The organism is Streptomyces sp. NPDC053474 (assembly GCF_044544845.1).
Classification (GTDB): domain Bacteria; phylum Actinomycetota; class Actinomycetes; order Streptomycetales; family Streptomycetaceae; genus Streptomyces.
On sequence record NZ_JBITXV010000010.1, the window covers coordinates 220,534 to 245,792 of the forward strand.

Here is a 25,259-nt window from a genome sequence, read left to right on the forward strand (position 1 = left end):
TTTGAGAGGGACTTCAGCGTTTCCGGGCGCTGCTCCAGGAGCGGGTCCGCTGCCCGACCGCGCCCGGGCAGCAGTACCAGCCCGGTCGGGCTCTCCAGGGCGGCTTCGGGACGCGCTCTCCTTCGCCGTTGTGGCCTTCTTCGCCGCGGTCTTCCCAACAGTGGTCTTCTTCGCGGCGCGCCTCGGCTAGAGCTCGTGCACATCGGCTTCACCACAGGAGGCGCAGGTCCGCTGCACGGACTGCTCCAGCGCCACCATCAGGTCGACCAACGCCTGCAGTCGAGGACGGAGAAGAGGCCGTGCTGAACACCTCCGCGGATGCGGAGCGGACCCCTCTCGCCCCGTCACGACGTTCGTGATCGGCGGGACACCTCCGCGAGCGCGGAGCGGACGCCCATATGGCGTTCCAGCGCCGGGCCGGGGGCGGGACACCTCCGCGGGCGCGGAGCGGACCCGGCCGAGCGGGGCGAAAGGTTCCATGGTCACGGGACACCTCCGCGGGCGCGGAGCGGACGCCTTGCGGCCGTCGGCCGTGCCGTGGGTGGTCGGGACACCTCCGCGGGCGCGGAGCGGACGAAGGCGGAATTGCCGCCGTGCTGACGCCGTCCGGGACACCTCCGCGGGCGCGGAGCGGACGGTGCAGTGTATGAAGGTTGGGCGCCCCCCTACGGGACACCTCCGCGGGCGCGGAGCGGACTCCCTCCTGGTGTACTGGTGGGGCTGTGACTGCGGGACACCTCCGCGGGCGCGGAGCGGACCCGAGGCCGTACAGGTGCGCCTGGACGCGGTACGGGACACCTCCGCGGGCGCGGAGCGGACTGAGATCGATTCCCACGTACTTGCGACCCAACGGGACACCTCCGCGGGCGCGGAGCGGACACCAGCGAGGAGGCCGCCGCCATCGCGGGCGCCGGGACACCTCCGCGGGCGCGGAGCGGACATGGCCGGACTGCACCCCGAGGTCCTGTCGTCCGGGACACCTCCGCGGGCGCGGAGCGGACGCTGACCTGCACAGGCCCCACCCGGCGTTGATCGGGACACCTCCGCGGGCGCGGAGCGGACCGCTGGTGGAGCAGGCCCGCGTCGCCGAACGGCGGGACACCTCCGCGGGCGCGGAGCGGACCGTCGCTTCCGCCTGGTCATGGACTGGAACCACGGGACACCTCCGCGGGCGCGGAGCGGACCCCTTCCTGACCTGGACGTCTAGGAGGGGTTTGCCATTGCTTGACTGTTGGTGGTGCGCTGGAAGGCGATGAGGGTGAGGCCGTCGAAGTCGATGGGGTCGCGGCGTTGGGGGCCTGCGGTGTGGAGGGTGAAGCCTTGTTCGTTGGCGGCTGGGTAGGCGAGTACTGCGCTGCCGTCGGTGAGGCAGTCGGTGAGGTTCTTCCACAGTTCGGTGCGTACCCGGGCGGAGATGGTGCCGATGTAGAGGGTGGGGGTGACTTCGAGGAGCCAGCGGGTGAGGGCGCCCCGGAGGTGGTCGGGGACGGCGGTGGCGGAGATGACGGTCATGGCGGCCATAGGCGGTGCCTCCGGTCAGGTGGGGGCGTGGTTGGTGCCGCCGGGGATGGGCCCGGTGACGGGGTCCCACAGGTCGACGAGCTGTTCCTCGGGGTCTTCGCCGAGTGGAGTGGGGGTGGGGGCGAGGAGGTTCTGGAGGTCGCGGACGATGCGCGGCATGAGGCCGAAGAGGCGCAGTTCGTCGCGGAAGGACCGGCGGGCTTCGGCTTCGGGGTGGCTGGAGGCGTGGAGGGAGAAGGCGAGCGGGATGGTGAGTTCGGCTTTGTAGAGGTCGGCGATGTCGTATACGAAGGCTTGTTGGTTGCCGCTGTGGATGAAGCCGAGGGCGGGGCTGCAGCCGAGGGCGAGGATGGCTGCGTGGACGATGCCGTAGAGGCAGGTGTTGGCTGCGGACAGGGCGAGGTTGACGGGGTCCTGGGTGTCCCAGGAGTCGGGGTCGTAGTTGCGGCGGAAGCGGCCGATGCGGTGCTGGGTGGCGAGGAGCTTGTAGAGGGCCTTGATGCGCTGGCCTTCGAGACCGCGTAGTTGCTGGAGGGTGGCGCTTGGTGGGGCCTGGCCGGGGCCGAAGCGGTGTTCGTACATGGCGGTGGCAACGGCGAGGCGGCGGGTTTCGTCGGCCCAGGCGGACGCCTGGTGTTCGAGCCAGGTGGTGGTGAGGTTCGCCGGGATGGTGGCGGCGTAGGTGCGCACGCCGCCCATGCCGGTGATGACGACGGTGGTGCCGTGGCGGGCGAAGGTGGCCAGGGCGGGGGCGGTGATGGAGGTGCCGGGGCCCATCAGGACGCAGGCGAGGGCGGCGGTGGGGAGGTAGACGGTTTCCCGGCCGCGGCTCTCGGTGGTGATCTCAGCGCAGACTCCGGTGTCGTCCTGGTGGATGCGGACGACGTCGAGGTAGAGGAAGGACAGGGAGTCGATGACGCGCGGGAGCATGGCGATGGTGGGTGCGGCCAGGCGTTTGCGGCCTTGTCCGGGCTGGGTGTGGGGGCGGGTGCTCATCGGGGGTCCGGGGCGAGGGCGATGCTGAGCAGGCCGCAGCCGTATGCCTTGCCCCGTCCGATGCCGTCGCGGATCGCGTGGTGCAGGAGGCCGGGGTCGGTGATGGTGGCGGTGCCGTCAAATCGGACGCGGTGATGATGGATCCGATTGCCGACCGCCAGGTTCTTCGTGTCCTGTGCGGCGGGGGTGGGGCGTTGTCGGTCGTGGACGGTGGCGGCGGGCTGGGAGTGCAGGGTCAGGGGCTGGAGTCCTGCCTTGTCGGCCTGGCGTTGCCACCATTCGTCGGCGGGGGCTCCGTGCAGGGGGACGACGGCGGGCAGGTTGTAGAGGCTGCGGGTGGTGGCGCCGGGTTTGCGGACCGGGGAGGCGATGCAGCGGTAGCGCAGGGTCCGGCCGGGGGCGAGGGCTTTGAGGAGGTCGTCCAGGGTGCGGGTGGTGAGGGTGCCGTAGCCGTCGGGCAGTCGGCCGGGGTCGGGGGGCTGGTTGCTCTGGATGAGCAGGTGGGCGCCGCGGGCGGTGTCCTCGATGCGGAACAGGACGCCGAAGCGGGTGCGGGCCTGGTCGGATGTTCCGTCGGGAAAGAGGGACATGACCCTGCGGTGCAGGGACGTCTGCCCGGTACCGCCGAGTTCGTGCCGGGCCAGGCGGGAGGCGGGGCCGGGGGTGAGGCGGGTGAGCCACAGCGTCATGTCACGCTCCCTTGGCGGGCTGCCGGGTGGTGGGCGGGGGTGTAGGTGGTGGAGGTGTAGGCGGCCAGTGCGTTCAGATGCTCGATGCCGTATCCGGTGCACTGGGTGCCGGGCAGGGTGAGGGTGCGCCGGTACAGGGGGCGGGCCCGGTAGCGGCGCCGGTGGGCGGTGAAGGCGAGGGGGACGTCCAGGACGCTGGAGTGCTCCTCGCCCGCGTCGCTGTTCGTGCTCTCCTCGTGGGTGGGGAGAGCGGTGAGGGGCTGGTCGGACAGGAAGAGCACCTCGACGTCGGCCGTGGAACGGGGCCGGGTGAGGGGAAGGTGCAAGAAGTCGTGCAGGACGTCGGTGCTGTGGCCCAGGAGGAGTGGTCCTGCCGGGGGGCAGGAGCGGCGGCCGAGGTAGAGGGGCCAGCGGGGTGTGTGCAGAGCCTCGGTCCAGGCGGCGGGCGGCGGGGTGTGGTCGGGGCGGGTGAGGGCGAGGGTGAAGGCGGCGTCGGCCAGGTACCAGCGGGTGCTGGTGAGGGTGGAGGTGTCGCCGCTGCGGCGGCCGCCGTCGGCGGTGACGACGGTCTGCTGGCCGGTCAGTCCGCCTCCTACGGTGTGGAAATCGCGCAGGCGGGTCCCGGGCCGGTCGACGCGGACGGTGATGCTGATGTCGGCCAGGTCGTCCAGGGGGTGCTCGCGGGGGCGGCCGAGGGCTGCGGCGAGCAGGCCGGTGACGGCGGAGCGGGTGGGAAAGGACAGGGTGTCGCGGTCGTTGAAGTGGCTGTGCTCGCCCCAGGACTGCAGGGGCCCGGCGAGGCGCAGGAGCAGGCCGGGGACCGGCCGGGGCGGCCTGGCGGATGCGGTCATGCGGGGACGCCCTCGGCGGGGGCACCTAGCGCGCTGTGGGTGATGCTGGTGATGAGGGCGTCGAGGCTGTCGGCACGCGCGCCCAGGGCGTTCTTCGCCTCGCCGGGCAGGTCCTTGATCTCCGGGCTGGTCCAGGCGCGGGCCAGGAGACCGCGGGTGCCGAGGAAGGCGGCGGTGGCATCCGCGTAGCCGGTCAGGGCCTGCACCGAGGGAGCGGCGTTGCCGCTGTGGGCGGTGGTGGGGCGCACGGGCTGTTCGAAGGCCGCGGCGTAGGAGACGGGCCGGTCGGCTCGGACGGCGAGGTGGACGAGGTGGGGCAGCGTGTGGGGAGCGGTGGAGTTCTTCTTCGCCTGCGGCACCGCCAGGGTGAAGGCGGTCAGGAAGTCAGCCAACAGTGTCTGAACGTCGGTGGTGGAGCCTGCGAGGTTGCCGGTGAGTTCGTCCAGGTCGATGGTGGCGTAGCGGTAGAAGGTGCCGGCGCTGAACTCGGCGTGGCCCATGTGGGCGCTGCCGGTGCTGTCCTGCCAGGCGGAGGTGATGTCGTCGACGGCGGTGAAGTAGTCGAGGTCGGCGTCGGTTTCGTGGGCGGTCATGGCGTGGGCGACCTGCACGGCGCCGTCGACTCCGGCGCGGTCGACTTCGGCGAGCATGCGGCCGAAGAGGTTGATGACCGCGTTGCGGCTGCGCAGGACCGCGTCCACCTTGTCCTTGGGCATCACGGAGGCCTTGGTGTCGCCCTTCTTGACGATGTCCTTGGCCTTCTCCAGCACCGCGCGATGCTCATCGGCGAGGTCGGCCAGTTCCCTCACGGCGATGTGGGGGACGTAGATCATGGCGTTGGTGACGACCCGGTTGGGGACGGCCTTCTTCGGCTCGCCCTCCTCGGCGAGTTCGAACTTGCCGACGGCAGCTGCGACATGGGCTGCGGCGCGCTCGGCGAGATCCTGCGGCCAGTCGCGCCCGGCGAGTTCGGCGGCGACGGCGGTGGCGATGCGGCGGGTGCGCAGGGTGCTCTCCCCCGTGAGCCGCTCGAACTCCATGCGTGTGGCGCGCTTCCAGCACTGGCTACTCACCCGGGTACGCAGGGCGTTGCCGTACAGGACGGTCTTGACGGAGTCGGTGTCGTCGCGGTTGAGATTGGCGAACGGAACGGACTGCAGGATGTGGATGTCGAGGAAGCGGGCGCGTGAGGCCATGAGCTGTCTCCTTGCACGGCGTAGGTGTGGAGCCGGTAGGTCGGGGGGCGGGTTGTGGCCGGTCAGGCGCCGTCGGCGGGGGCGGCGTCTTCTTCGTCGTCGCGGGCTTTGTACTGCTCTTCGATGGGGGAGCGGCGCAGGCGGTAGTAGTCCTGCAGCCAGCGCCTAGCGGTCTGCTTGGAGTTCTGCGGCCAGGTGGCGAGGTCGCTGAGGAGGAGTGCGTAGTCGATGTCGGCGCCCGCGTCTCGCAGGTGCCGGATACTGCCGGGCAGGTGTCGGTGCAGGCCGGAGAGGCTCTGGCGGGTCAGGAGGTTGAGGCGGGCCTCGGCGGTCTCCTCGCGCAGCCCTCGGCCGGCCCGGGCGAGGACCGCGCGGGCGTAGGAGGCGCCCAGACTCTCCCGGCGCACCCGCGCAGGCGAAGTCGCAGTCTCTGCTTCGGTTGCCGGGGCGGCCGGGGGTGCGTCCTCGGTTTCAGTCGTGTCCGCCGGTACGGTCTCGTCCGTGTCCGTGTCCGTGGTGGTGAAGGTGTGCCGGGGGCGGTCGGCGATCATCGCGGCGATCGCGTAGAAGGCACGCTCCTCGGCCTGGGAGGGGTGTTCGGGCAGCCAGGGCGCGACGATCCGGTGCAGGCCCCGTACGTTGTTCAGGTCACGGCGCAGTCCGCGGCGCAGCGCTACGCGGACTCCGGGGTCTCGCGCGCACAGGGTCTCGATCCGTGCCACGAACTTCTGGTACTTGCCGGGCCGGGAGAATGGTTCCGCCCGGCGTTTGGTGCTCTGCTGGGGAATGCTCATGATGACGGCTCCTGGGTCAGGCAGGGGTGGTGGCAGCGGCAGCTGGGCGGGTCGTTCGCCGGCCGCCGTAGAGCTCGGTACGGGCGTCGGCGACGGCGCGGGCGCCGCGCTGCGTGTGGCACACCGGGTGGGTGACGGTGTCGAAAGCGGCCTCGGCGATCCTCAGGAACGCCCGCCTGGTCTGCTTACGGTCGAGTCCCGCGTCGACCAGGAGAGCACCGGTGCGGTCCAGGCCGGTGAAGCGGGACCAGAACTCCTCCTCCGCCTGCGGCCAGTACAGCGCCGACGCCTGCTCCGCCCAGGCGTCGGCTTGCTTCGGCTTCGCCTCTCGCATGTACAGCGAGCAGGCGCGGCGCACCGCGTACTCCGCCCGGCGCCCGTACATCTCCCCGCAGCGCCGCAGCCAGCCCACCGCGGGCGCCGTGCCCGGCTCCTCCCTCTCCGCGGCATCGAGCACCGGCGGAGTGAGCCCAGCGACGAACTGCCGGTCCTTGGCCCGTCCGTCCTGGTCGAAGCCCAAGGCCCGCACCGCCAGAGGGCGCTCGCACGCATCGGAGAGCTCCAGGGCGCTGTCGAAAACCTCGGGGCGCCGGGCCTGGACCGTGCCGCCCGGTTGGGCGAGCAGGAGGGCGTCCAAGTCGCGCCACAGGGCACGTCCGGCGTCCGCGGGCCGGGGGTAGGGCTTGTTCTCCTGGCTGATCTGCCACATGAGGTAGGGGTCGGTGCGGGGCAGGCGGCCCTCGCGGTGTGCCCAGGTGATGAACGCGTCCGACACCGTGTCCGGGCGGTGCGGGACGGGGACGAGGAGGAGGGCGTGCTGGGAGACGGCCGTCAGCCGTGAGCACGGCCCCTGAGGTGCGCGGGCGGGCCCGGCAGGGTCGGGCAGGTCCGGCTGTTCCCACGGGCAGCGGTCCGTCTCGCGCCGCACCCGCGGATCGGGGCGCAGGAGGCCGGCGAGAAGCGACGCGAAGAGGGTGGTTCCCTCCGGATGGTAGGAGAGCGAGCCGCGCAGGGGGCCGGCCATCATGCTGGCGGTGCTCTCACCGTTCACCTTCCGGGCCGAGCCGCGGCCGGCAGGGCCGTAGTAGTGCCAGGTGAGGAGGCTCAGGGCGGCTTCATCGGCGGGGACGGGATCAGGGTCGGCGTCCTGGACATGGCCGAACCAGGAGTGGTTGTTCCCCGAGGCGCGGGTGGTGACCAGCTTGTTCACGCCAGCGGAGCGTGCCGGGTCGCACTGTTCGGCCAGGCGCGGATCCTGCATCCACGGACGGACGGGGTCAAAGAGGTCGAAGCGGTGCGCCCAGGCGGTGAAGTAGGCGTCGATGCCCTCGGCAGGCAGGCGCCCCGCCTCGAGGATGTCCAGACGCCGCTCGGACCAGTCGATGCCGCTGCCGTCGTCTTCGACGTCCAGGGCGCTCACCCGCGCGGTCAGCGGGTACAGCACCCGAAGCACCGACGCGTAGGCGGGCGGCTCGGTAATGGCGAGCGCGCTGATCTCATGGCTGCGCTCCAACACGGTACGCAGGCCGACCCGTTCAGGAAGATCGCCCTTCGCTGCCGCGAGGGCGTCGGGGGCCCACCGGGGCGGCAGCAAGGCGGCCGTGTCGAGGGGATAGGGGTGCACCGTTCAGCTCACGCTCCTAAAATGATCGAACCGGGAGAGAAGGCTCCGCACGCGCGGAGGTGTTCCCAGCGAGTCGTGGACATAGCCGCCGCCTCCGCCCCCCCTTCGGCCCGCGCAAGCGGGCCCCACTCCCCCAGCGCCCCGGGACGCCGGGGGAGCGCACTCTCAGTAAAGAGTGATTCGTGAACAGCCTGCGACCTGCTTGGGGGACCCGGTCAGATTCGTTCAAGTCCGGTCACAGAGCCGAACTGGACTTCCCGGTCCGCGAGTTGGCCGGACCAGGACCTCGTGTCGCCGAGGCTGCGGGTGAGGGGGAGCAAGACGAGGTCACGCAGATGGGACATGGCCTGCCAGGCCTTCGGCAGCTCGGGGCGGGCCGCGGCTGGCGGCAGCCAGGTCCCGGGCACCGAAACGGTACGGGCGACGATCCGCCGCACCACGGCCCGCACCGGGCGGCCTCCGGCAGGCAGAGGCAGTACTCCGTTCTCGTCGAGCGAGGTGCTGCCGTCGTCCTGGGCGAACAGCAGGAGCACACGGCCCGTATCGGCGCCCAGCCGTGTGGTGAGCAGCTCCCCCACGCCCTCGGCCGTCCCCTTGCTCAGCAGGGAAAGATCACCGCGTACCTGGTAGGGCGGGCTGATTCCCGTCATCGCGGCGAGGGTCTCCTCGGCTACGCGCTCGCCTTCCCTGCGCTGGTCCAGCACGCTCAGCCTCCGCGCCGCGCTCTCGGCATCCGCGCGGGCCGTCTGCTGCAGGTGCTCGGTGAAGTCCTCGGCGTAGACGGCGTCCACGAGGCGCTGAACGTCCCCGGGCACCGCGATCCCGGAGCCGGTCTTCTGCCGCAGCAGGGCCGCGCTGCGCAGTAGCAGACTGTGGTCGTAGACATCTCCCCAAGTGCGGGGAGGGTCGGTGGCTCCGTCGCTGTCGACGGGTTCCAGGACGACCAGCGGCGGGCGTTCCTCACAGGCCGCCCACGCGGGCCGGCCCGCAGCACCGCGGGCATGCCGCTGGCCCCGCCCCGCGCGCTGCAGCAGCAGAGCCAGCGGCGCCAGATCGCTGACGACGAGGTCGAAGTCGAAGTCCAGGGACTGCTCGACGATCTGGGTAGCCACCAGAACCGACCCCGGCCGTACCGTCACCGGCAGGCCAGCGGCAGGCTTTCCGTAAGCAGCCTGGCAGTCGGCGGTCACTTCCTGGCGCAGCAGACCGGGGAAGCGGGAGTGCAGCAGCCTGATCCCGCCCTTGCGGCGGGCGAGTTCAGGAAAGGCCCGGCAGAGGTCACGGTAGGTGCGCTGGGCCTCGGCGACGGTGGTGCAGCACACCAGAGCCGTCCCGCCGTGCTCTGCCACCGGCGCCAGTACCTCGCGCAGCGCGTTCCTGCGTCCGCCCTCCCGCGGCTGGACAGCGGTGTCGTCGCAGTCCCAGGCCACGGGCCGCACCGTCAGATCCAGGGCCCGCTTCCGGGCTGTCCCCACCTCCCGGACTTCGCTGACCTGCCCGGTACGTGCACCAGCGAACAGCCAGCCCGGATAGGCCGGCTGCACTCGGCAGGGCTCGGCGAAACCGGCTCCGCGCCGATAAGCATCCACCAGCGCAGTCACCGTGCGCCCCGTCAGCGTCGCCGACAGCAAAACCACCGGCGCCCGCAACGCCCCCAGCCACTCCAGCAGCCGCACCATCAGCGTCTGCATCCACGGACCGTACGCATGCGCCTCGTCCACGATCAGCACCTTGTCGGCCAGGCCGAACAGGCGCAGCGCGTTGTACCGCACGGGAAGAACCCCGGCCAGGACCTGGTCGACCGTGCCTGCGCCCAGTGGGGCGGCGAACCCGCGACGGTTCTGGCGCAGCCACGCATCCGCCTCCACCGCCGTCGCCGGTTCAGCACTGAACTCCGCGTCCTGTGAATCTGGTTGAGCAGGCCGGGCGGGCGGGTCGGGAGACGGCGGTGCGTGGTCCAGGTGCCAGCGGTCGACTTCCTCCTGGCCGGTGGCGGGCGTGCCGTCCATGACGGTGCTCAGCCAGGCCGCACCGTGCAACAGCAGCAGGGCCCGCTCCCCCGTGAGTACCCGCTCCGCGAACTGCCCCACCCGGGGGAACATGGCGTCGGCGGTGGCCATGGTCGGCAGCGCGAAGTACAGCCCGCGCGCCCCCGACGCGCGCCCCAGGACCGTGGCCGCGAACAGTGCCGCCTCGGTCTTGCCGTCCCCGGTAGGGGCTGTCACCACGACCAGCCCCGAACCCTCCCGCTCGACCGCCGACGGCAGCACCTCCGCCACGTCCCGCTGCAGCGCGTTGGGCCGGAACCGGAACAGATCACCGAACGACAGCCCGTCAGTCGAGGGAAACCCGGCCCGGCCCAGCCGCGCCGCACGCACCACCCCCGGCGCTGCCTCCACCGCCTGCCCAAAATGCTCATCCAGCTGCCCCGGGCGGCCTTCCCACGCTGGCCCCGGCAGCAGCGGCGCGATCCAGCCGGTGTCACTGGCCAGCCAGTCCGCCAGCACCAGCAGCCCGTACAACCGCACCGCGGTGGCCGCCGTCAGCTGGCCCGCCGGTACCGCCTCGGCCCCCACCACCCGGCGCAGCTCCAGCAGATGCAGACGACGCTGCTCCTCCCAGCCCGCCTCCCCCAAACCGGGCTGATACCGGCCAGCAACAGCCGCATGCCGCGCCAGCACCACGTCCGCGAAACACCCGTGATGACCGCCCAGCCACTGCGCCACCTGATGCGGCAGACTCCCCGCCTGCCGCCGCGCCACCGGATAGCCGATCTCAGCCAGCAACGACACCAGCACCCAGTGCGTCGCCAGCTCGTGCCGCAACGTCAGAGCCGACGCACCCGCAGCCGCCCGATACGAAGCATCACCAGCCACCGCCCCGAACGCCCCAGGCAGCTGCGCCTGAAACGGCGGAATGATCTTGCCCAGATCATGCAGACCTGCCCAGAAAGCCACCACTGCCCGCGCAGCCGCCTCATCCAGCCCCAGCGCAGCGGCAATCTCCCGCCGCTCCCCCGACCCCAGCAGCACATCCCACAACGCCTGGAACACCGCCGCCGTATCCAGCAAATGGCAGATCGCCGGATACGGAGCGCCCAAGCCGCGCTCCTTGCCCCACAGCCGTACGTCGACTAACGCAGCATCCTTGCCTTCGCCCATGACGCCAGGTTCTAGCACCCCCCACTGACAACGCATCCCGACCTGCGGTCCACCAAGCCCCCCGACGGCACAGACCCGATAGCCTCAACCGCACCACCGCCGAAGCAAGGCCCAACCCACATGATCCCCTGGCGCGCATCAGCAGTAAGGACTGGCCCAAGCCCCGCGTACAGTAAAGGAATTATCAAGCCCCTCTAACACCGCAGGTGGCGAAGTGTCCTCTCCGCGCGAGCGGAGGTGTTCCGCCCCGGGACGAGACGGCGGAGAAGTTCACGCGGTCCTCTCCGCGCGAGCGGAGGTGTTCCGGACCGCCCGGACTACGGGAGTCCGTCGCGGGCGTCCTCTCCGCGCGAACGGAGGTGGTCCGGTGTTCGCCCTCCTGGAGGCGCAGTGCGTGCCGTGCTCTCCGCGCGAGCGGAGCTGGTCTCAACAACCCCGGCGACTCCGCGCGTTGGATCGCATCACACTCGTGTGAACGGTGGCGTTTCGACTTTGCGCTCCTCCGAGGTGCTGGAGCCGAAGCTCCCCCTGCCAACACCAGCCGAGAAAGTCCAGCCAAGGCCCGTGATCCGGACCAGTACCGGACCAGCTCAATGCCCGGCCAGAAGTCAACTCTTTCCCTGCAGGCCAGAAGGGCTGCACATGGTGTACCACCAGCAGACCAAGAATCTGCCGGTATGCGCCGCAACGCACAGCAGGTCCGGCTGAGCCAGCCCCACCCCAGCCAGATTGTCGCCCTTCTACAACTCTGCAACCTCCCACTGCGAGCGCTCCCACGCCTCGTGCCATCGAGTCAGTATGAATCCAAGCCCCGGCCCCGCCCCCACGCCTCCCGCGCGCCCGCGACCAGCCGGAACAGGCCCGGAACAAGAGCTGACATAGCATCAGCAAAGTCAGTATTAGGTCAGCAAGAGTCCGACTAAAGCCGACCACACCCGCCCACAGACTGGAATCACGCTCGACGCCGCCGAGGTCACGAGAGAGCGACAGAAGGCTGGCGCTCCGTGGGTCCGGCGACCGCTTCACCGGTCGCGTTCACCAGCTGCCCAGAATCGCCGCTCAACCTCATTCCCGCAGCTCAGCGCACCCTCCCCCGAGGCTTCAACGGCACCCCTGGCAGCGCGGGCGCGGGCAGCGGCGCCCCGTGGTAGCCCTTCACCTCACCGAAGCGCGTGCCCGTCATCCAGTCGGTGCGGGCCTGTTCGATGTCGGCCTGGGTGCGTCCGATGAAGTTCCACCACAACCACGTCGCTGACCAACGGCCCCGCGTTTGGACTCGAGGCTGATCCCTCACCATGACGTGACAGCAGCACTACCGAAACCATGCGACCCGCTCCTCACTCCGTGGATCGCCTTCCCTTTCTCCTAGCCCCATCACGATGTACGCCGTCGCTCTGACGCCACCGCACCAGAGCGGCCAAGCGCCTGGAACGAGCCGCGCCGACGCGTAGTTCCTTGCGCAGGGTCTCTGCGGAAACAGGACGCTGATGCGCCTCCCGATGTCGGGCATCCAGCACCTGCGCCTTCACCAGCAGCGGATCCTCGTCCTCGTCCGTTCGCTCGCCGTCTGTGGAGGCGCTCTTCTCCGGGCGCAGCCGAGCCGTCTATCGGGGCACTGGGACGGTGGACCAGAAGCTCCACCGCCAGCAGCAGCGCGACCGGAGGCCATCCAGCGACCAGCACTGGCTGCCACTCCAGGGCCGGAGCAGCCGCGATGTTCGCGGCCAGCGAGACTGCGATCCCCAGCATGAAGGCCGACCACACCGCGCTGCGCGCTCGACGCGTGACAGTCGTAGAGGGCCTCAGCAGGCCTGCCGTCGCCAGAAGCAGCAGGCCGTCAACCGACAGAGGCCACAAGGAGGCACTGACCACGTCCGCTCCCCCCTGCAGAGAGAAGGCCCGCTGGTGCACGTACGACGCGTATGCGGCGACCCCCGCCACGACAAGAGCACACGTCGGCCGGATCCAGGTGTCGGTGGAAAGGCTCTGCTTGCAAGCGGTCTCCTCGCCAGCCTCAGGAAACTCATTCATCGCAACCGTCACTCGTCTCGAGCCACCGGCTGCACCGCTCGACGGGCGAACAGCCACCTCGCGTGCACCCTTGCCGCAGGATCGAGAGCAGAGGGCGTGCACATCGCGTGCACACCCACACGGGAACTCTCAGGAAACCCCAGGTAGAGGCAGGAAGGTCTCTATCGCCGGCAGGCGTTCCGGAGTTACCGAAGGGCCAGGTCAGAGCTCCGCAAAGGGTCAACTCAGCGTGAACCCCCGGATCAGGCCTTCTTGTCGCCCAGCTTCCCGACGAAGCCCTGCGCCTTGTCCACGGCCGTGTCGATCTTGTCGCTGTGCTTGCCCTCGGTCTTGCCGTCGATGAAGTCGCCGACCTTCTCCAGGCCGCCCGAGATCTTGTCGCCGTGGGTCTGGGCCAGGTCCTCGGCCTTCTCCTTCAGGTTCTTGAGGTTCTTCAGGGCGTCGAACATGTACTGCCTCATCCTTCCTTTTCCGGTTTCCCCTGGTCAGAACCATGATCGCATGTGATTGGCCGAATCAGGCGGCCGGGGGCGGGCCCCCGGGGGGCGACCCCGCGCCACCCCCGATCGGCAAGATCCACTTCGTGTCACGCCCACGTCAGGGAAACATCGCCGGAGCGTTCCCGCTGGTTCACATAGCGCTGGTGAAGTGTCCGACAAGTCCAGTACTCGATCGAGGAGTCGTGCATGTCCAGACCGCGCCGGTCCCCCCGTACTCTCATAGTCGCCGCTTCCGTGGTGGCCGCCACCGCCACCGCCGCTGTCGCGGTCACCGCCGCGGCGGGGGCCTCGGGCGGCAAGGAGCAGGCGCAGGCCGCGATCAAGGGCGGGAAGGCGAAGAACGTCATCCTGCTCATCGGTGACGGCATGGGTGACTCGGAGATCACGCTCGCCCGCGACTACACCGTGGGGGCGTCCGGCCGCCTGAACATGGACAAGTTCCCGCTCACGGGCAGCTACACGACGTACGCCGTGCACCCCGACGGCTCCCCGGAGTACGTGACCGACTCCGCCGCCAGCGGCACCGGCTGGGCCACCGGCCACAAGACCGTGAACGGCCGCATCTCCAAGACGCCGGACACCGACAAGGCCGTGCCGACGATCCTGGAGCTCGCGCAGCGCAGGGGCTACGCCACCGGCTCCGTGACCACCGCCGAGCTGACCGACGCCACCCCCGCGGTGCTCGCCTCGCACGCCACCGACCGCAGCTGCCAGGGCCCCGCCGACATGGCCAAGTGCCCCGCCGACACCATCGCCAAGGGCGGCCCGGGCTCCATCGCCGAGCAGAGCGTCAACCACAAGGTGGACGTGCTCCTCGGCGGCGGCAAGCAGCGCTTCGACCAGAAGGTCACCGACGGCAAGTACAAGGGCCGCACGGTCACCGAGCAGGCGAAGCAGCTGGGCTACCAGGTCGTCACCGACAAGGCCTCGCTGAAGAACGCCAAGCCGGGCAAGCCCGTCCTCGGCCTCTTCGCCGACGGCAACGTGGCCACGGAGTGGACCGGCAAGCCCGCCGCCGTCGGCGGCACCGACCCGCAGCGCTGCGTCACCTCCAACCCCAACCGCCCGGACGGCACCCCGGCGCTCGCGGACCAGGCCACGCAGGCCATCAAGCTCCTTGAGGCCAAGCAGAAGAAGCAGCACGCGAAGCAGGGCTTCTTCCTGCAGATCGAGGGTGCCTCCATCGACAAGCAGGACCACGCGGCCGACCCGTGCGGCCAGATCGGTGAGACGGCCGCGTTCGACCGCGCGGTGAAGGTGGCGCGCGCCTACGCCGCCAAGCACCCGGACACCCTCGTGGTGACCACCGCCGACCACGGCCACACCAGCCAGATCGTGCCGCTGGACGCGCAGCCGCCCGGCCTGACCTCCACCCTGGTCACCGACGAGGGCCAGCAGCTGAAGGTCAACTACTCGACCAACACCCCGGGCAAGTCCCAGGAGCACACCGGCACCCAGGTCCGCATCGCCGCCCAGGGCCCGCAGGCGTACCGCGTCCTCGGCGTCACCAACCAGACCGACCTGTTCACCACCATCCGTGAGGCGCTGCGTCAGCGCTGACGCGACCCGAGCACACGCGTACGGCACACGACCCGAGGGGTGGTGTGCCGTACGCGCGTCCGGGGCTCACCCGACGGGCGAGAGAGCGGACACGGCAGCGGAAAGAACGTCGCGCTGACCTGTCACATTCGGCTGCGCAGCCGCGTCAGACCCATGACGGCGACGCCAGCAAGGCCGGAAGGCAGCCGTCGTCGCCAGCATCTGATCCGCTCAGCAGTCCCCGAGGAGTCCCCCATGTCCACCACCGCCGTCACCGTCACCGTCCTCACCGCCGCCTGGGTCGGCTTCTCCGGCTTCTCGCTGCTGCGCAAGGCCGCCTTCGTCACCGAGCCGCTGACCGAGTACGGCGTCCCGCAGTCGTGGTGGACCCTCCTCGGCCTGGCCAAGGCCGCCGGAGCACTCGGCCTCCTCGTCGGCCTCGCCGTACCCGCCATCGGCATCGCCGCCGCGATCGGCCTCATCCTCTACTTCGGCGGCGCGGTCATCACCGTGCTGCGCGCCCGCTCGTACAAGACCGTCGCCTTCCCCGTCCTCTACCTCGCACCCGTGGTCGCCGCCCTCGTCCTCGGCTACGCCGCCTGATCGCACGTCCCCCTCCCCCGCAGCACCCCAGCCCGCGACCGGCCTGCCCCGCCGATCGCGGGCTTCGTGCTGCGAGGCTCCCGTCAGGCGTCGTTCACGCGCCCGACTGCGCGAGCAGGCGCCGCAGCCAGCGGGTGCGGGCGTCCCGGGCGTCCCGGCTCACGGCCGCCTTCGGGGCGATGCCGTCGAAGCCGTGGTAGGCGCCGGACCACACGTGCAGCTCGGCCTGGCCTCCGGCCCGCCAGATCGCGTTCGCGTACGCGATGTCCTCGTCGCGGAACATCTCGGCCGAGCCGACCTCGACATAGGCCGGGGGCAGCCCGGAGAGGTCCGTGGCCCGTGCGGGGGCCGCGTAGTACGGCAGGTCCGCGGTGCCGTGGAGGTCGCCGAGGGCCGCCTTCCACACGGTCGTGTGCGAGGTGAGGTCCCACAGGCCGCGGCCCGACATCTGGTGGCTGGAGAGCGTGCTGTTGCGGTCGTCGAGCATGGGGCAGAGCAGCAGTTGCCCCAGTACTTCGGGGCCGCCGCGGTCGCGGGCCAGCAGGGCCAGGGCCGCGGCGAGCCCCCCGCCCGCGCTCTTGCCGCCGATGATGACGCGGTCCGGGTCGACGTCCAGGTCGGCCGCGTGCTCGACCGCCCAGACGAGTCCGGCGTAGCAGTCCTCCAGCGGTCCCGGGTACCGCGTCTCCGGCGCGAGGCGGTACTCGACGGAGAGCACCGCGAGGCCCAGCGGCAGCGCCCACTCACTGAGGACGCGCGGCAGCACGGACCAGGCGTTGCCCATGACCATGGCGCCGCCGTGCAGGTAGTACAGCAGGGGCAGCGGGCCCGCGAGCCCCGCGGGCCGGGCGCTCACGAGCGTGACGTCGGGTGCGCCCGGCGGCCCCGGCACGGACAGCTCCGTCACCTCGAAGCGGCCGTCGGCGCGCAGGGCTTCGACCGTCGGCCGGGGGCGTGACGCCGCGTCCCGCGCTCGTCGCTCCTGGAGGTTGTCCGGGGTGACCGGCTCTCTGGGGCCCGTGGCCAAGGCCGCGAGGGCGGCGCCCAGTTCGGGGTCGAAGGGGGGCGCGGCATACGTCTGCGGGTCGCGGTCGGGCGGGTTCGGCGCGGGGTCCTCGCTCATGACGCGCCCTCCGTCCGGACGGCGGAGCACCCGGCCGCCTCCCCGCGACGCTCTCCCACCCCGGCGCACGCGCGCCCTGTGAACACTTGTCTGAGATCCATACGGCGTACCCCATCACACCTTTCGCGCCGCGCCCCGTCGACGCGGGCCCGGCGCCCGCGCGGGCCTGGGGGTCGGCCGTCCGGGCGACGGCCGGTCGTCCGCTGAGGCGGGACTGTTCGCGCAGGTCAGGCGGACGTTCACGGGGCTCTAAACCCGCCGGGGGCGTTACTGAGTACGTTCGGCGTCAGTCCGAAATTCATCTCGCTCGGGACGTCTCGGGAGGCCCCAGTGAGCTTCATCTTCCACCGACAACTGCCGGACGAACGGGCCGTGTTCACGCTGTTCCGGGACGTCTACCTCGGTGGGGCACCCGTGTGGGACGTCCAGGGGTGGGTGCGGAAGGAGGCGGCCGCGTACCACGCGTCCGAGGCCCGCCGGTTCCGGTCGAACTGGGTCGAGTTCCGGGGCAGGACCATCGCCAAGGCGCGCAAGCACCGGAGCGCGATCCTGTCCGGCGGCCCGGAGCCCGTCACGTTCTATCTGGAGCATCTGCCTCCGCTGCTTGCGAGGCAGCTCGACGAGCATCTGAACGACGCCGACCTGCCGCCGGGGTGGGATCCGGCCGAGAAGAAGCAGACGATCCTCGGCGGCCTGCACTACGTGAGCGACGGAAACCTCACGGAGCGCCAGAAGGAGGTCTTCCACATGGCCGGGGTCATGCGGATGCCGCGGCCCGAGATCGCGGCCGCCATGGGGATCACGACCGACTGCGTCAAGGCCCACTTCAGCAACGCCTGGAAGACCATGACCGAGGACCAGGTCGACGTCGACGGTCTCGAGTGGCTCCTGTCCGGGCGGCGACGCGAGCCCGTGCCCACGTGAAGCGGCACGTGAGTGACGAGAGGGAATCGATGACCAGGCCCTGCACCACCAGCACCGCCAAGGAGGAGGCTCCGATGGGTGAGTTCCGTACGTATTCGTTCGACCCGGAGAAGCATGTCCGGGCCTACGCCGACACCGTCCACAAGGCCTGCTGCGACGAACGCCGGGCCACCCGGGCCCGGACGCACAGCACGATCGCCAAGGTGCCGAACGCGGCGATGCCGCTCGGCGCCGTGATGGTCAGCATCTGCATGACCGTCACGATGCTGCTGTTCTGGGGGATCTCCACGGCGGTGGCGCTACAGCTGGGAGCTGGGATGGCGACGCTGTACACCGCGACGAACGACGTGCGGATCTCGGTGGTCCGCAACAACCCGGGCTGGCGGCAGCGCCATCGGATCCTGGCGCGCCTCATCCCCCAACACCCCGGGGACTGACGGCGGCGGCCCCGCCCAGCGCCTCCAGGATTCCGAGCCCGTGGCAGACGCTGAGCGGCTACGGCCCGTCCACGACTCCTGTTGCCACTCCTCGATCTCATCACGGAAGAGCCGATGCCCTCATTTTCATCGCGGTCCCTCGCCCGGAGGACGGATGACCGGGAAACACCTCAGTACGCACGTTTCCGCGTGTCCGCCGGACCGGAGTCGACCACGTCGCCCCCCATGCCGTCCGCGCCCCGGCGGCCGCGCGCGATAGCACCGTCCGACGGGGCGCGACGGCCCTGAACGACCGCGGCCCCAGGCTTGGTGGAGCCCGAGGCCGCAGCTGAGACGTGCGCCGTGTCACCGCCGCACGGAGAACCTTCAGACGCTCGTCGGCCGATCTGTCCAGGACCTGGCCGCCGGGCATCCTCCTAGTTCCCGGTTAGGACATCCTCATGGTGCCCCCCTGCTCTTCGTTTCCGTGGAAAAACACGGATGACCCCTGCGAGAGCGGTCTGTTTCAGGCCAACACGGCGGCTTCGGGCGGCTTCGACCACACGTTCACCTGGGTCGCTCTCCTCACCGCGGTCGGCCTCGTCGCCGCGGCCGTCTACCGCTGGCGCGACAAGCGGGCCAAGCTCCTGGAGAAGGACTACGTGGTGCTCGACAAGGTCGTCGTCGAGCTCGACACCCTCCAGTCCCTGGCCGCGACCCATGCCGATCTGGACGGTCTGAAGAGGGAACTCAGCCTCGTCAGGCAGGCGCAGAAGCGCTTCCCGAAGATCCCCTTCGGGGCCGTCGTCGCCACGATCGAGGCGTATCAGACGACCGTGTTGAGCACCGAGTGCGCCAAGAGGCTCACCAAGCGCATCTCCGACAAGAAGTCGGTGACCGAGGCCCTCGAACTCTCGCGCCAGCAGGGCGCGAAGATCGCGGACATCCGTGTCGCGATCAACTCCGCGCAGCGCGTCATCGACCGCAGGCTCAGGCGGTGACCTCGCCTCGGCGTGCGTCCGCGGGTCCACCACGTACCGGGTCTGCGCGATGACGTGGGCGCGCGTGACGCCGACGTCGCGCTCGGCCCGCACGTCGTACCGGAAGACAAGGACCCCGGCGGCAGCGGGCGGACCGGATCCGCCGAGGCGCTCTCTTGTGGTTACTCGGGAACCGTAGGAGAGTGAGCGCCGATCGGGAAGAACGCACTTTTCCGTAACGGGGGAACCAGATGGTGACCAAGCAACAGCTCAAGGGCCTGCCCGAGGACGCCGATCTGAGGCGGGCCGACTCCCTGGCGCGGGAGATCTTCTCGGACATCGCCAACAAATGGGCGCTCCTGATCATCGAGGCGCTCGGCGAAGGCACCCTGCGCTTCAGCGAGTTGCGCGACGAGGTCGAGGGCATCAGCCACAAGATGCTCACCCAGAACCTGCGCATGCTGGAGCGCAACGGCCTGGTGGAGCGGACCGTGCACCCCACCGTGCCGCCACGGGTCGAGTACACCCTCACCCCGCCCGGCCGGGCCCTGCGCGCGGTGGTCGACGGCATGTGCGGCTGGACCCACGCCCACCTCGGCGACATCGAGGCCTCCCGCGACCGCTTCGACGGCTGACGGCACGGGCCGGGCACGCCCGTCAGTCGAGCAGCAGGGGGTTGGGCAGCCGCGCCGCGGGGTGCATGCGCAGGAGGGTGTGGAGCACTCCCGCGAGGCCGGACATGAGGCTCGGTGAGAACGCCTCGCGGGCCAGGCCCCCGACCGGGCCGCGCTGTTCGAGGCCGGTCAGGATCTCGCCGTCGAGGCGCTGGGGGTCGTCGGCGCCCAGGGACGTCAGGAACTCCCAGAGGCCGAGGTCGCCGTGGCACAGGGTGTGGCTCCAGCCGAAGCCCTCGGCGGCGCAGGCGCGTGCGGCACGCCGGGCCATGTCCAGCTGGGCCGGGTCGCCCGTGCGCCGGTGGAGGTCCAGCAGGCCGATGCCGATGCCCGTGCTGCCGTGGCACCAGCTGGTGAAGAAGTCCTCCTCGGCGCCGATGCGCACGTCGAGCCAGTTGCCGTGCTCGGGGCGGTAGAGGGACTCCTGGTAGGCGAAGGCCCGCTCGGCCAAGTCGGCCCAGCCGCGTCGCTCGCCGGGCGATCCGGCGTCGGTGAGGGCGAGCCGCGGCAGGGCCCAGCCGATGCCGGTGGCGCCGTGGGCGAAGCCCCCGATGCCCTCGGGGTTGAGCCGGGTCGTCCAGCGGGCACCGCTGTCGTCGACGACGGCCAGGCCACAAAGGCGGCGGCCGATGCGCGCGGCCGCGGCCAGCCAGCGGTCCTGCCCGGTCGCCGCGGCCAGGCCGAGCAGCGGGACGACGCCGCCCGCCGCCCCGTTGAGGAGGTCCACCTCGACGTCGTCGTCGACCAGCGGGCCCTCCTCCAGGAGGCGGGCCCGGCCGGCGGCCCGCTCCAGGAGCCAGTCCTCGCCGAGCACCCGGTGCAGCGCCAGCCACGTCCACACCTGTGACGCGGCACCGCTGAACGCTCCCGCCGACGGCGTCGGCGTGACGTCCTCGGTGCTCACCAGGACCCGCAGGGCCCCCGCGAACGTCTCGGCGACGCCCGGCACCTCCTCCGCGCGCCCGGCCCGCACCTCCTGGTCGTACTCCGCGAGCGTCAGCGCCACCCCGCCCTGCCCGGTGTAGAGGTCGGCGGGCAGCACCCTGATGGACCATCCGGCGGGGGTGAACACCGGGCTGATCCAGGTGACCGTGCCGTCGTCGCCGCGCACCGCGCCGTCGCACAGCCGCCGTACCATCCGCGCCGCCAGCGCCCGGCGGCGGCGCTCCCGGTCGCGGGCGTGCGGGTCGTGGGCGGCGGCCCGCACGCGCGGGGGCAGGGACCGCTCGTTGAGGTACGCGCCCACCAGGGCGTCCTGGATCACCGACTCCTCCAGGGCCAGGTCGGCGGTGCGCCAGTCCTCGACAGTGGCGCGGACGACGGCCGCGTCCACGCAGAAGACGACCATCGGCACGTCGCCGACCAGGAGGTCCGCGATCTCGCCGTCGATGGCCGCGCGGTCCGTCGGCGCGCCCGGCAGCACCTCGGCGTTGCGCCGCAGGATGTCGCGGGCCCGCTCGACCGCGGCGGGCTCGTCGTGCAGCGACGCCGGGTGCCACAGCATCCGGCCGATGTCGACGTACGCCTGCGTCGGCCGCAGGATCCGCCGCGCCCGCGTGCCCTCGAAGCGGCGAAGCAGCGCGTGCGGGTCGGTGCCGGGCCGCCGCAGGTGCGCGGTCATCTCGCGGAAGCCCGCGAGGACCCGGTCCCAGTACGTGCTCAGGACCGGGGTGGGGCTGGGGTGGTTGCCCGCCGCTGGCATGGCCACCAGGTCCACCTCGAAGCGGGCGGCCGCGGTGCCGCCGTCCGCGATCACCGGGTGCGGGATCAGCGGCTGCTGGCCGGGCAGCGCCCCGACTCCGGAGATGTCCACGCCGCCGAGCGCGAAGCCCGTGCCGCGCACGGGCAACAGTCCGGTGCGCAGTACCGTGCGGCGGATGGCGGCGGCCGCCACGTCGACCGCGTCGCCCCGGCCGCTGGGCGGGAAGGGCGCGGGCGCGTCGAAGAGCGTCTCGGCGTCCACGATCACCGGGACCGGACCCGCGGCGATCATGTTCTCGGCGTGCATGTCGGTGCCGCCGGTGCAGCGCAGGACGGCCAGCCAGTGTCCGACGCCCCGGTAGAACGCGGCGAGTTCGGCGTCGTCGGCGCAGTAGCGGTGGGGCACGAACTCGGCCCAGCCGTAGCCGTCCCGGGCCAGCGTGCGCGGCACCCGGATCCGCTCGTGGGGCGGCGGGGCGTCGGGAAGGTCCGCGAACAGCTCGTCGAGGAGCGCGCCCAGGGCCACGTCGGCCGCGGACGGCCGTGGCTTGTACATGACGCTTCCGGCGGCGAAGTCCACCCGGCTGACGGTCAGTCCGCCCCGGTGGCTGTCGCCCGCCCCGAACGCGACGGCGCGCGCCTTGCCCGTCGGCGCTCCGAGCAGCGGCCCGAGCAGCTCGCGGTCCGTGGCGAGCCGCTCCGCGAAACGGGCGGTGGCCGCGACCGAGAGCCGCGCCACCGACGCGACCCGGGCGCCGAGGGTCGGGTAGCGGTGGGCCAGAGCGTCGAGGTAGCCGTCCGCGCTCGCCTGCTCGATGAACGCGGTCCAGGTCCCGTCGTCGGGTCCGGCCGCCGCGCCCGCCTCAGTCCGGCCCGCGTCCGCCGCCATGCGCAGCGCGTGCAGTTCGATCAGGAAGAGGCGCGACAGCTTCGCGTGCAAGGAGGTGAGCAGGGCGGTGTGCCCGGCCTCCAGGATCACCTCGCGTTCGTGCCCGCCGAGCGCGTCCACGGCGGCGAGGCGCCGGGCCAGCTCCTCCCGCCAGGGGCGGGCGAGGTTCCGCACGGGCCGGGCGAACCACTGGGCCTCGTCGCGTTCGCTTGCGGCTCCGTCCTGCCGTCCGGGCTTGTGCGGTGCCGATCCGCTCACGGGTCACTGCCCCATCCCGCGCCGCGCTCCGGCGCCTTCGAGCCGCTTGGACGAGCAGCGGGGAGCCGCGGGGCCCGGCGCGCTCCCCGTCAGGGGAGTGCCGTGACCTGCGGCTCCCCGCGGGGAGTCAGCAGCACCAGCTGCCGTGCGACCCGCTCGGGCTGGAACAGAAGCCGTACAGCGCGTCACTCGGGTCGGTCAGCGCGGCCTCGGCCGCACTGCCGCCGACGTAGAGCGGCCCCGCGGGGTTGGCCTGGCCGTACGCGCTCTCGGCGCCCGACAGCCACGCTTCGAGAACGGCGTTCCGCACACTGGTCTGGGGCATGAGCGGCCTCCGGAGGTAGGAGTCGGGGACGGATTGCCGAGACCTGAGTATCACCGGACGCAAAGGCTCCTCAGCCGACCGATCCAGCCACAGTCACACGGGATGCGTGGGCTCAGAGCACCCTCTGGGACAGGCGCGACCGACCGCACCCGGCCCGCGTCCCCCGGCTCCACGCCCCGCCTCAGGCCACGGGTACGAGCCCGTCGCGCCGCAGCATCGGCAGGATCTGCTCCGCCACCGCCGGAGCCAGCTGGATGTCGGTCTCGGTGCCTGTGATCCACCGCAGATGGGCGAGTTCGGCGGCGGGGCGGGGCACTTGGCTGAGGCCCGCGGTGAAGACCGTCAGCTGGAGGGGCACCCCTTCGAGGGCGGCCGTCGACTCGATCTCGGCCAGGAACTCCGGTGCCACCGGCCGGGCACCCAGTTCCTCGTCGAGCTCTCGGGCCAGGGCCTCCAGCGGCTCCTCCCCCGCGTCGGGCTTGCCGCCCGGCAGATAGAACACGTCCGGCGCCGCCTTCTTGCTCACGACGAGCAGCCGCCCCTCCTGGACGACCACGGCGGCCACGACGACCAGGGAGTCCGGCGTGCCGTGGCCGCCGTGAGCGGCCGGGTAACCCCACGTGTCACGGCCGCCGTCAGCGGCCGGGGAATCCCACGCGTCGCGGCCGCCGCGGGCGACCGCCTCACCGATATGTGTCATACACATCATTCTCTCAGGCGCCTGCCGCCACGCCTGAACCGCCCGGTCACAGCCGACCGGTCACATCCGACCAGTCACAGCCGGGCGTCTCGATGGGTCGGCTCGCCGTCGACGACGGTGAGCAGCACCGGAAGGTCCGGGAGTTCGGTCGCGGCGGTGGTGAGCGGATCGGCGGCGAGGACCGTCAGGTCGGCGCGGTGGCCGAGCGCGACGCGGCCCGCCTCGTGCTCCGCACCGGCCGCGTAGGCGGCGTTGACGGTCATGCCCTGGAGCGCCTCCAGAGCCGTGAGGGCCTGCTCCGGGCCGTGCGGGGGCCGACTGAGGTCACGGCTCGGGCGGCGGTGCCGGGCCCCGGCCATGACGCCGAGCGGCGGGGCGGGCGCGATGGGCCAGTCGGAGCCGAGGACGACGACGGCCCCCGAGTCGTACAGGTCGCGGCAGCGCCAGGCGCGGGCGGCCCGCTCCTCGCCGAGGCGGCGCGACCAGTTGTCGGTGTGGTCGGCCCGGGTGAAGTCGCAGCAGTGCGTCGGCTGCATGGAGGCGACGACACCCAGTTCGGCGAAGCGGCGCAGGGTGTCGTCGGGGACGGTCTCGATGTGCTCGACCCGGTGCCGTGCCGCTCGCCAGTCGTCGGCCTGGGCCTTCTCGACGGCGTCGAGGACGTGCCGTACCGCCGCGTCGCCGATGGCGTGGGTGGCGGTGGGCACTCCGGCGCGGTGGAGCACGCCGATGACGCGGGTGTACTCCTCGGGGTCCGGCCAGAAGGCGTGCCGGGACTCGCCGTGACAGTCGGGCCGCTCCAGCCACGCGGTGCCGTTGTCGATGGTGCCGTCCATGAAGATCTTCACGCCGTCGGTGCGCCACAGACGGCCGCCCTCACCCTGCTGGTCGATGAGCGCGCGCAGGCCGTCGGCGTCGGTCCCCGGCTGGCACCACGGGGCGACCCGCAGCCGCAGCGGAAGTTGCCCGGCCGCGTCGAGTTCGGCGTAGAAGGCGAGGCTGTCGCCGCCCGCGTCCATGACGTGGCCGCCGGTGAGGCCCGCCGCGGCCAGGGTCCGCAGCGCGGCGGCGACCCGGGCGCGGCGCTCCTCGTAGGTGGACTGCGGGGCGACCCGCGTCACGAGTTCGCAGGCGGCCTCCTCCAGGAGCAGCCCGGTGGGGCGCCCCGCGGTGTCGCAGACCACCTCGGCGGTCGCCTGGTCGAAGGTCCGCGGCCCGTCGACCCCGGCGAGTTCGAGGGCACGGCGGCTGACCAGCATGGAGTGCGCGTCGAAGAGCAGCAGTTGGGCGGGCACGCCGTCGAGCACGGCGTCGAAGGGGGCGCTCTCGACGGGGGCGCCCGCGAACACGTTGGGGTCCAGGCCCCAGCCGCGCAGCCACGCGCCGGGGGCGAGGTCCCGTACCTCACGGGCGAGCGCGGCACGCACCTGGGCCACGTCGGTGCAGGCCGACAGGTCCAGGCCGCGGGTGAGTTCGGCGCCGGTGACGGGGTGGATGTGCCCGTCGACCAGGCCGGGTGTCACCACGGCGCCCTTGAGGTCGATCACCTCGGTGGCGGGGTCCGCGAGCGCGCGGACCTCCTGGTCGTCACCGAGGGCGGTGATGCGCCCGCCCGCCGCGGCGAGCGCGGTCTGCGGCAGGAACGCGCCGGACTCCGGGTCGAGCAGACGGGCCGAGAGCAGGATGAGGGAGGTGCGCACGGGGGTCTCCTTGCGGGGTCGTCGGGTGGATGCCGCGCCGCGCCGGGCGTGCCGCGGGAGGTCG

21 protein-coding genes, 1 pseudogene and 1 CRISPR repeat array are annotated in these 25,259 nt (G+C 71.7%); of the genes and pseudogenes, 6 read left to right on the forward strand and 16 right to left on the reverse strand.

Features of this window, described 5'->3' with window-relative positions; all coding sequences use genetic code 11:
- Positions 1-302 precede the first annotated feature (302 nt).
- A CRISPR array of direct repeats spans positions 303-1,184; the repeat unit is 29 nt; unit sequence CGGGACACCTCCGCGGGCGCGGAGCGGAC.
- 19 nt (positions 1,185-1,203) lie between these two features.
- The 11 genes and pseudogenes from cas2e to ACIG3E_RS24730 all read right to left on the reverse strand — a co-directional run bounded on the left by cas2e (position 1,204) and on the right by ACIG3E_RS24730 (position 13,312).
- The gene (gene cas2e, locus ACIG3E_RS24680; protein WP_399620275.1) at positions 1,204-1,521 is read right to left on the reverse strand and encodes a type I-E CRISPR-associated endoribonuclease Cas2e; all 318 of its coding nucleotides are present in this window, start codon (positions 1,519-1,521) and stop codon (positions 1,204-1,206) included.
- 15 nt (positions 1,522-1,536) lie between these two features.
- A complete protein-coding gene (gene cas1e / locus ACIG3E_RS24685) occupies positions 1,537-2,451 on the reverse strand; it encodes a type I-E CRISPR-associated endonuclease Cas1e (protein ID WP_399620651.1) in 915 nt (304 codons plus the stop codon).
- 62 nt (positions 2,452-2,513) lie between these two features.
- Complete coding sequence (gene cas6e, locus ACIG3E_RS24690) at positions 2,514-3,206, reverse strand: type I-E CRISPR-associated protein Cas6/Cse3/CasE (protein ID WP_399620277.1); 693 nt, start codon at positions 3,204-3,206, stop codon at positions 2,514-2,516.
- Positions 3,203-4,057 (reverse strand): type I-E CRISPR-associated protein Cas5/CasD, encoded by an 855-nt coding sequence (gene cas5e / locus ACIG3E_RS24695; RefSeq protein WP_399620280.1) that lies wholly within the window; start codon positions 4,055-4,057, stop codon positions 3,203-3,205. Before cas5e ends, cas6e begins: the two co-directional genes overlap by 4 nt.
- Positions 4,054-5,253 carry a type I-E CRISPR-associated protein Cas7/Cse4/CasC gene (cas7e, locus tag ACIG3E_RS24700; protein ID WP_399620282.1) on the reverse strand — a complete coding sequence of 400 codons (1,200 nt, stop codon included), beginning with the start codon at positions 5,251-5,253 and terminating at the stop codon, positions 4,054-4,056. The genes cas5e and cas7e overlap by 4 nt, the downstream gene beginning before the upstream one ends.
- Positions 5,254-5,315: 62 nt before the next feature.
- Positions 5,316-6,047: a type I-E CRISPR-associated protein Cse2/CasB gene (casB, locus tag ACIG3E_RS24705; protein WP_399620285.1), complete on the reverse strand. Its 732-nt coding sequence runs from the start codon at positions 6,045-6,047 to the stop codon at positions 5,316-5,318.
- Between the two features lie 16 nt (positions 6,048-6,063).
- Positions 6,064-7,671 carry a type I-E CRISPR-associated protein Cse1/CasA gene (casA, locus tag ACIG3E_RS24710; protein WP_399620288.1) on the reverse strand — a complete coding sequence of 536 codons (1,608 nt, stop codon included), beginning with the start codon at positions 7,669-7,671 and terminating at the stop codon, positions 6,064-6,066.
- Positions 7,672-7,886: 215 nt separating this feature from the next.
- Positions 7,887-10,832 carry a CRISPR-associated helicase Cas3' gene (gene cas3 / locus ACIG3E_RS24715; protein WP_399620290.1) on the reverse strand — a complete coding sequence of 982 codons (2,946 nt, stop codon included), beginning with the start codon at positions 10,830-10,832 and terminating at the stop codon, positions 7,887-7,889.
- Between the two features lie 1,078 nt (positions 10,833-11,910).
- Positions 11,911-12,075 (reverse strand): annotated as a pseudogene (locus tag ACIG3E_RS24720) (pirin family protein); the annotation flags it as partial.
- 131 nt (positions 12,076-12,206) lie between these two features.
- Positions 12,207-12,863, reverse strand: a complete 657-nt coding sequence (locus ACIG3E_RS24725) for a DUF2637 domain-containing protein (protein ID WP_399620292.1) — start codon at positions 12,861-12,863, stop codon at positions 12,207-12,209.
- 242 nt (positions 12,864-13,105) lie between these two features.
- Positions 13,106-13,312: an antitoxin gene (locus ACIG3E_RS24730; RefSeq protein ID WP_366795125.1), complete on the reverse strand. Its 207-nt coding sequence runs from the start codon at positions 13,310-13,312 to the stop codon at positions 13,106-13,108.
- A 237-nt stretch (positions 13,313-13,549) separates the two neighbouring features.
- Between ACIG3E_RS24730 and ACIG3E_RS24735 the strand changes: the two genes are divergently transcribed.
- Both ACIG3E_RS24735 and ACIG3E_RS24740 read left to right on the forward strand, forming a co-directional pair.
- Positions 13,550-14,923 carry an alkaline phosphatase gene (locus tag ACIG3E_RS24735; RefSeq protein WP_399620294.1) on the forward strand — a complete coding sequence of 458 codons (1,374 nt, stop codon included), beginning with the start codon at positions 13,550-13,552 and terminating at the stop codon, positions 14,921-14,923.
- Between the two features lie 234 nt (positions 14,924-15,157).
- A complete protein-coding gene (locus tag ACIG3E_RS24740; protein ID WP_399620296.1) occupies positions 15,158-15,505 on the forward strand; it encodes a DoxX family protein in 348 nt (115 codons plus the stop codon).
- A gap of 94 nt (positions 15,506-15,599) precedes the next feature.
- On the opposite strand, the gene ACIG3E_RS24745 is transcribed toward ACIG3E_RS24740, so the two are convergent.
- Positions 15,600-16,628: an alpha/beta hydrolase gene (locus ACIG3E_RS24745; RefSeq protein WP_399620298.1), complete on the reverse strand. Its 1,029-nt coding sequence runs from the start codon at positions 16,626-16,628 to the stop codon at positions 15,600-15,602.
- A 330-nt stretch (positions 16,629-16,958) separates the two neighbouring features.
- Between ACIG3E_RS24745 and ACIG3E_RS24750 the strand changes: the two genes are divergently transcribed.
- The 4 genes from ACIG3E_RS24750 to ACIG3E_RS24765 all read left to right on the forward strand — a co-directional run bounded on the left by ACIG3E_RS24750 (position 16,959) and on the right by ACIG3E_RS24765 (position 19,583).
- Entirely contained in the window at positions 16,959-17,552 is a 594-nt protein-coding gene (locus ACIG3E_RS24750; RefSeq protein WP_399620300.1) for a hypothetical protein, read from the forward strand.
- 29 nt (positions 17,553-17,581) lie between these two features.
- Positions 17,582-17,989, forward strand: a complete 408-nt coding sequence (locus tag ACIG3E_RS24755; RefSeq protein WP_399620303.1) for a hypothetical protein — start codon at positions 17,582-17,584, stop codon at positions 17,987-17,989.
- A gap of 440 nt (positions 17,990-18,429) precedes the next feature.
- Complete coding sequence (locus ACIG3E_RS24760; protein ID WP_399620305.1) at positions 18,430-18,969, forward strand: hypothetical protein; 540 nt, start codon at positions 18,430-18,432, stop codon at positions 18,967-18,969.
- Between the two features lie 230 nt (positions 18,970-19,199).
- Positions 19,200-19,583, forward strand: a complete 384-nt coding sequence (locus ACIG3E_RS24765) for a winged helix-turn-helix transcriptional regulator (RefSeq protein WP_399620306.1) — start codon at positions 19,200-19,202, stop codon at positions 19,581-19,583.
- Between the two features lie 22 nt (positions 19,584-19,605).
- Here the strand turns inward: ACIG3E_RS24765 and ACIG3E_RS24770 are convergent, their stop codons facing one another.
- The 4 genes from ACIG3E_RS24770 to ACIG3E_RS24785 all read right to left on the reverse strand — a co-directional run bounded on the left by ACIG3E_RS24770 (position 19,606) and on the right by ACIG3E_RS24785 (position 25,195).
- A complete protein-coding gene (locus ACIG3E_RS24770; RefSeq protein ID WP_399620308.1) occupies positions 19,606-22,470 on the reverse strand; it encodes a type 2 lanthipeptide synthetase LanM family protein in 2,865 nt (954 codons plus the stop codon).
- Between the two features lie 127 nt (positions 22,471-22,597).
- A complete protein-coding gene (locus ACIG3E_RS24775; protein ID WP_399620309.1) occupies positions 22,598-22,795 on the reverse strand; it encodes a DUF6229 family protein in 198 nt (65 codons plus the stop codon).
- A gap of 181 nt (positions 22,796-22,976) precedes the next feature.
- The gene (locus ACIG3E_RS24780) at positions 22,977-23,495 is read right to left on the reverse strand and encodes an NUDIX domain-containing protein (RefSeq protein ID WP_399620312.1); all 519 of its coding nucleotides are present in this window, start codon (positions 23,493-23,495) and stop codon (positions 22,977-22,979) included.
- 74 nt (positions 23,496-23,569) lie between these two features.
- Complete coding sequence (locus tag ACIG3E_RS24785) at positions 23,570-25,195, reverse strand: amidohydrolase (RefSeq protein ID WP_399620315.1); 1,626 nt, start codon at positions 25,193-25,195, stop codon at positions 23,570-23,572.
- Positions 25,196-25,259 lie beyond the last annotated feature (64 nt).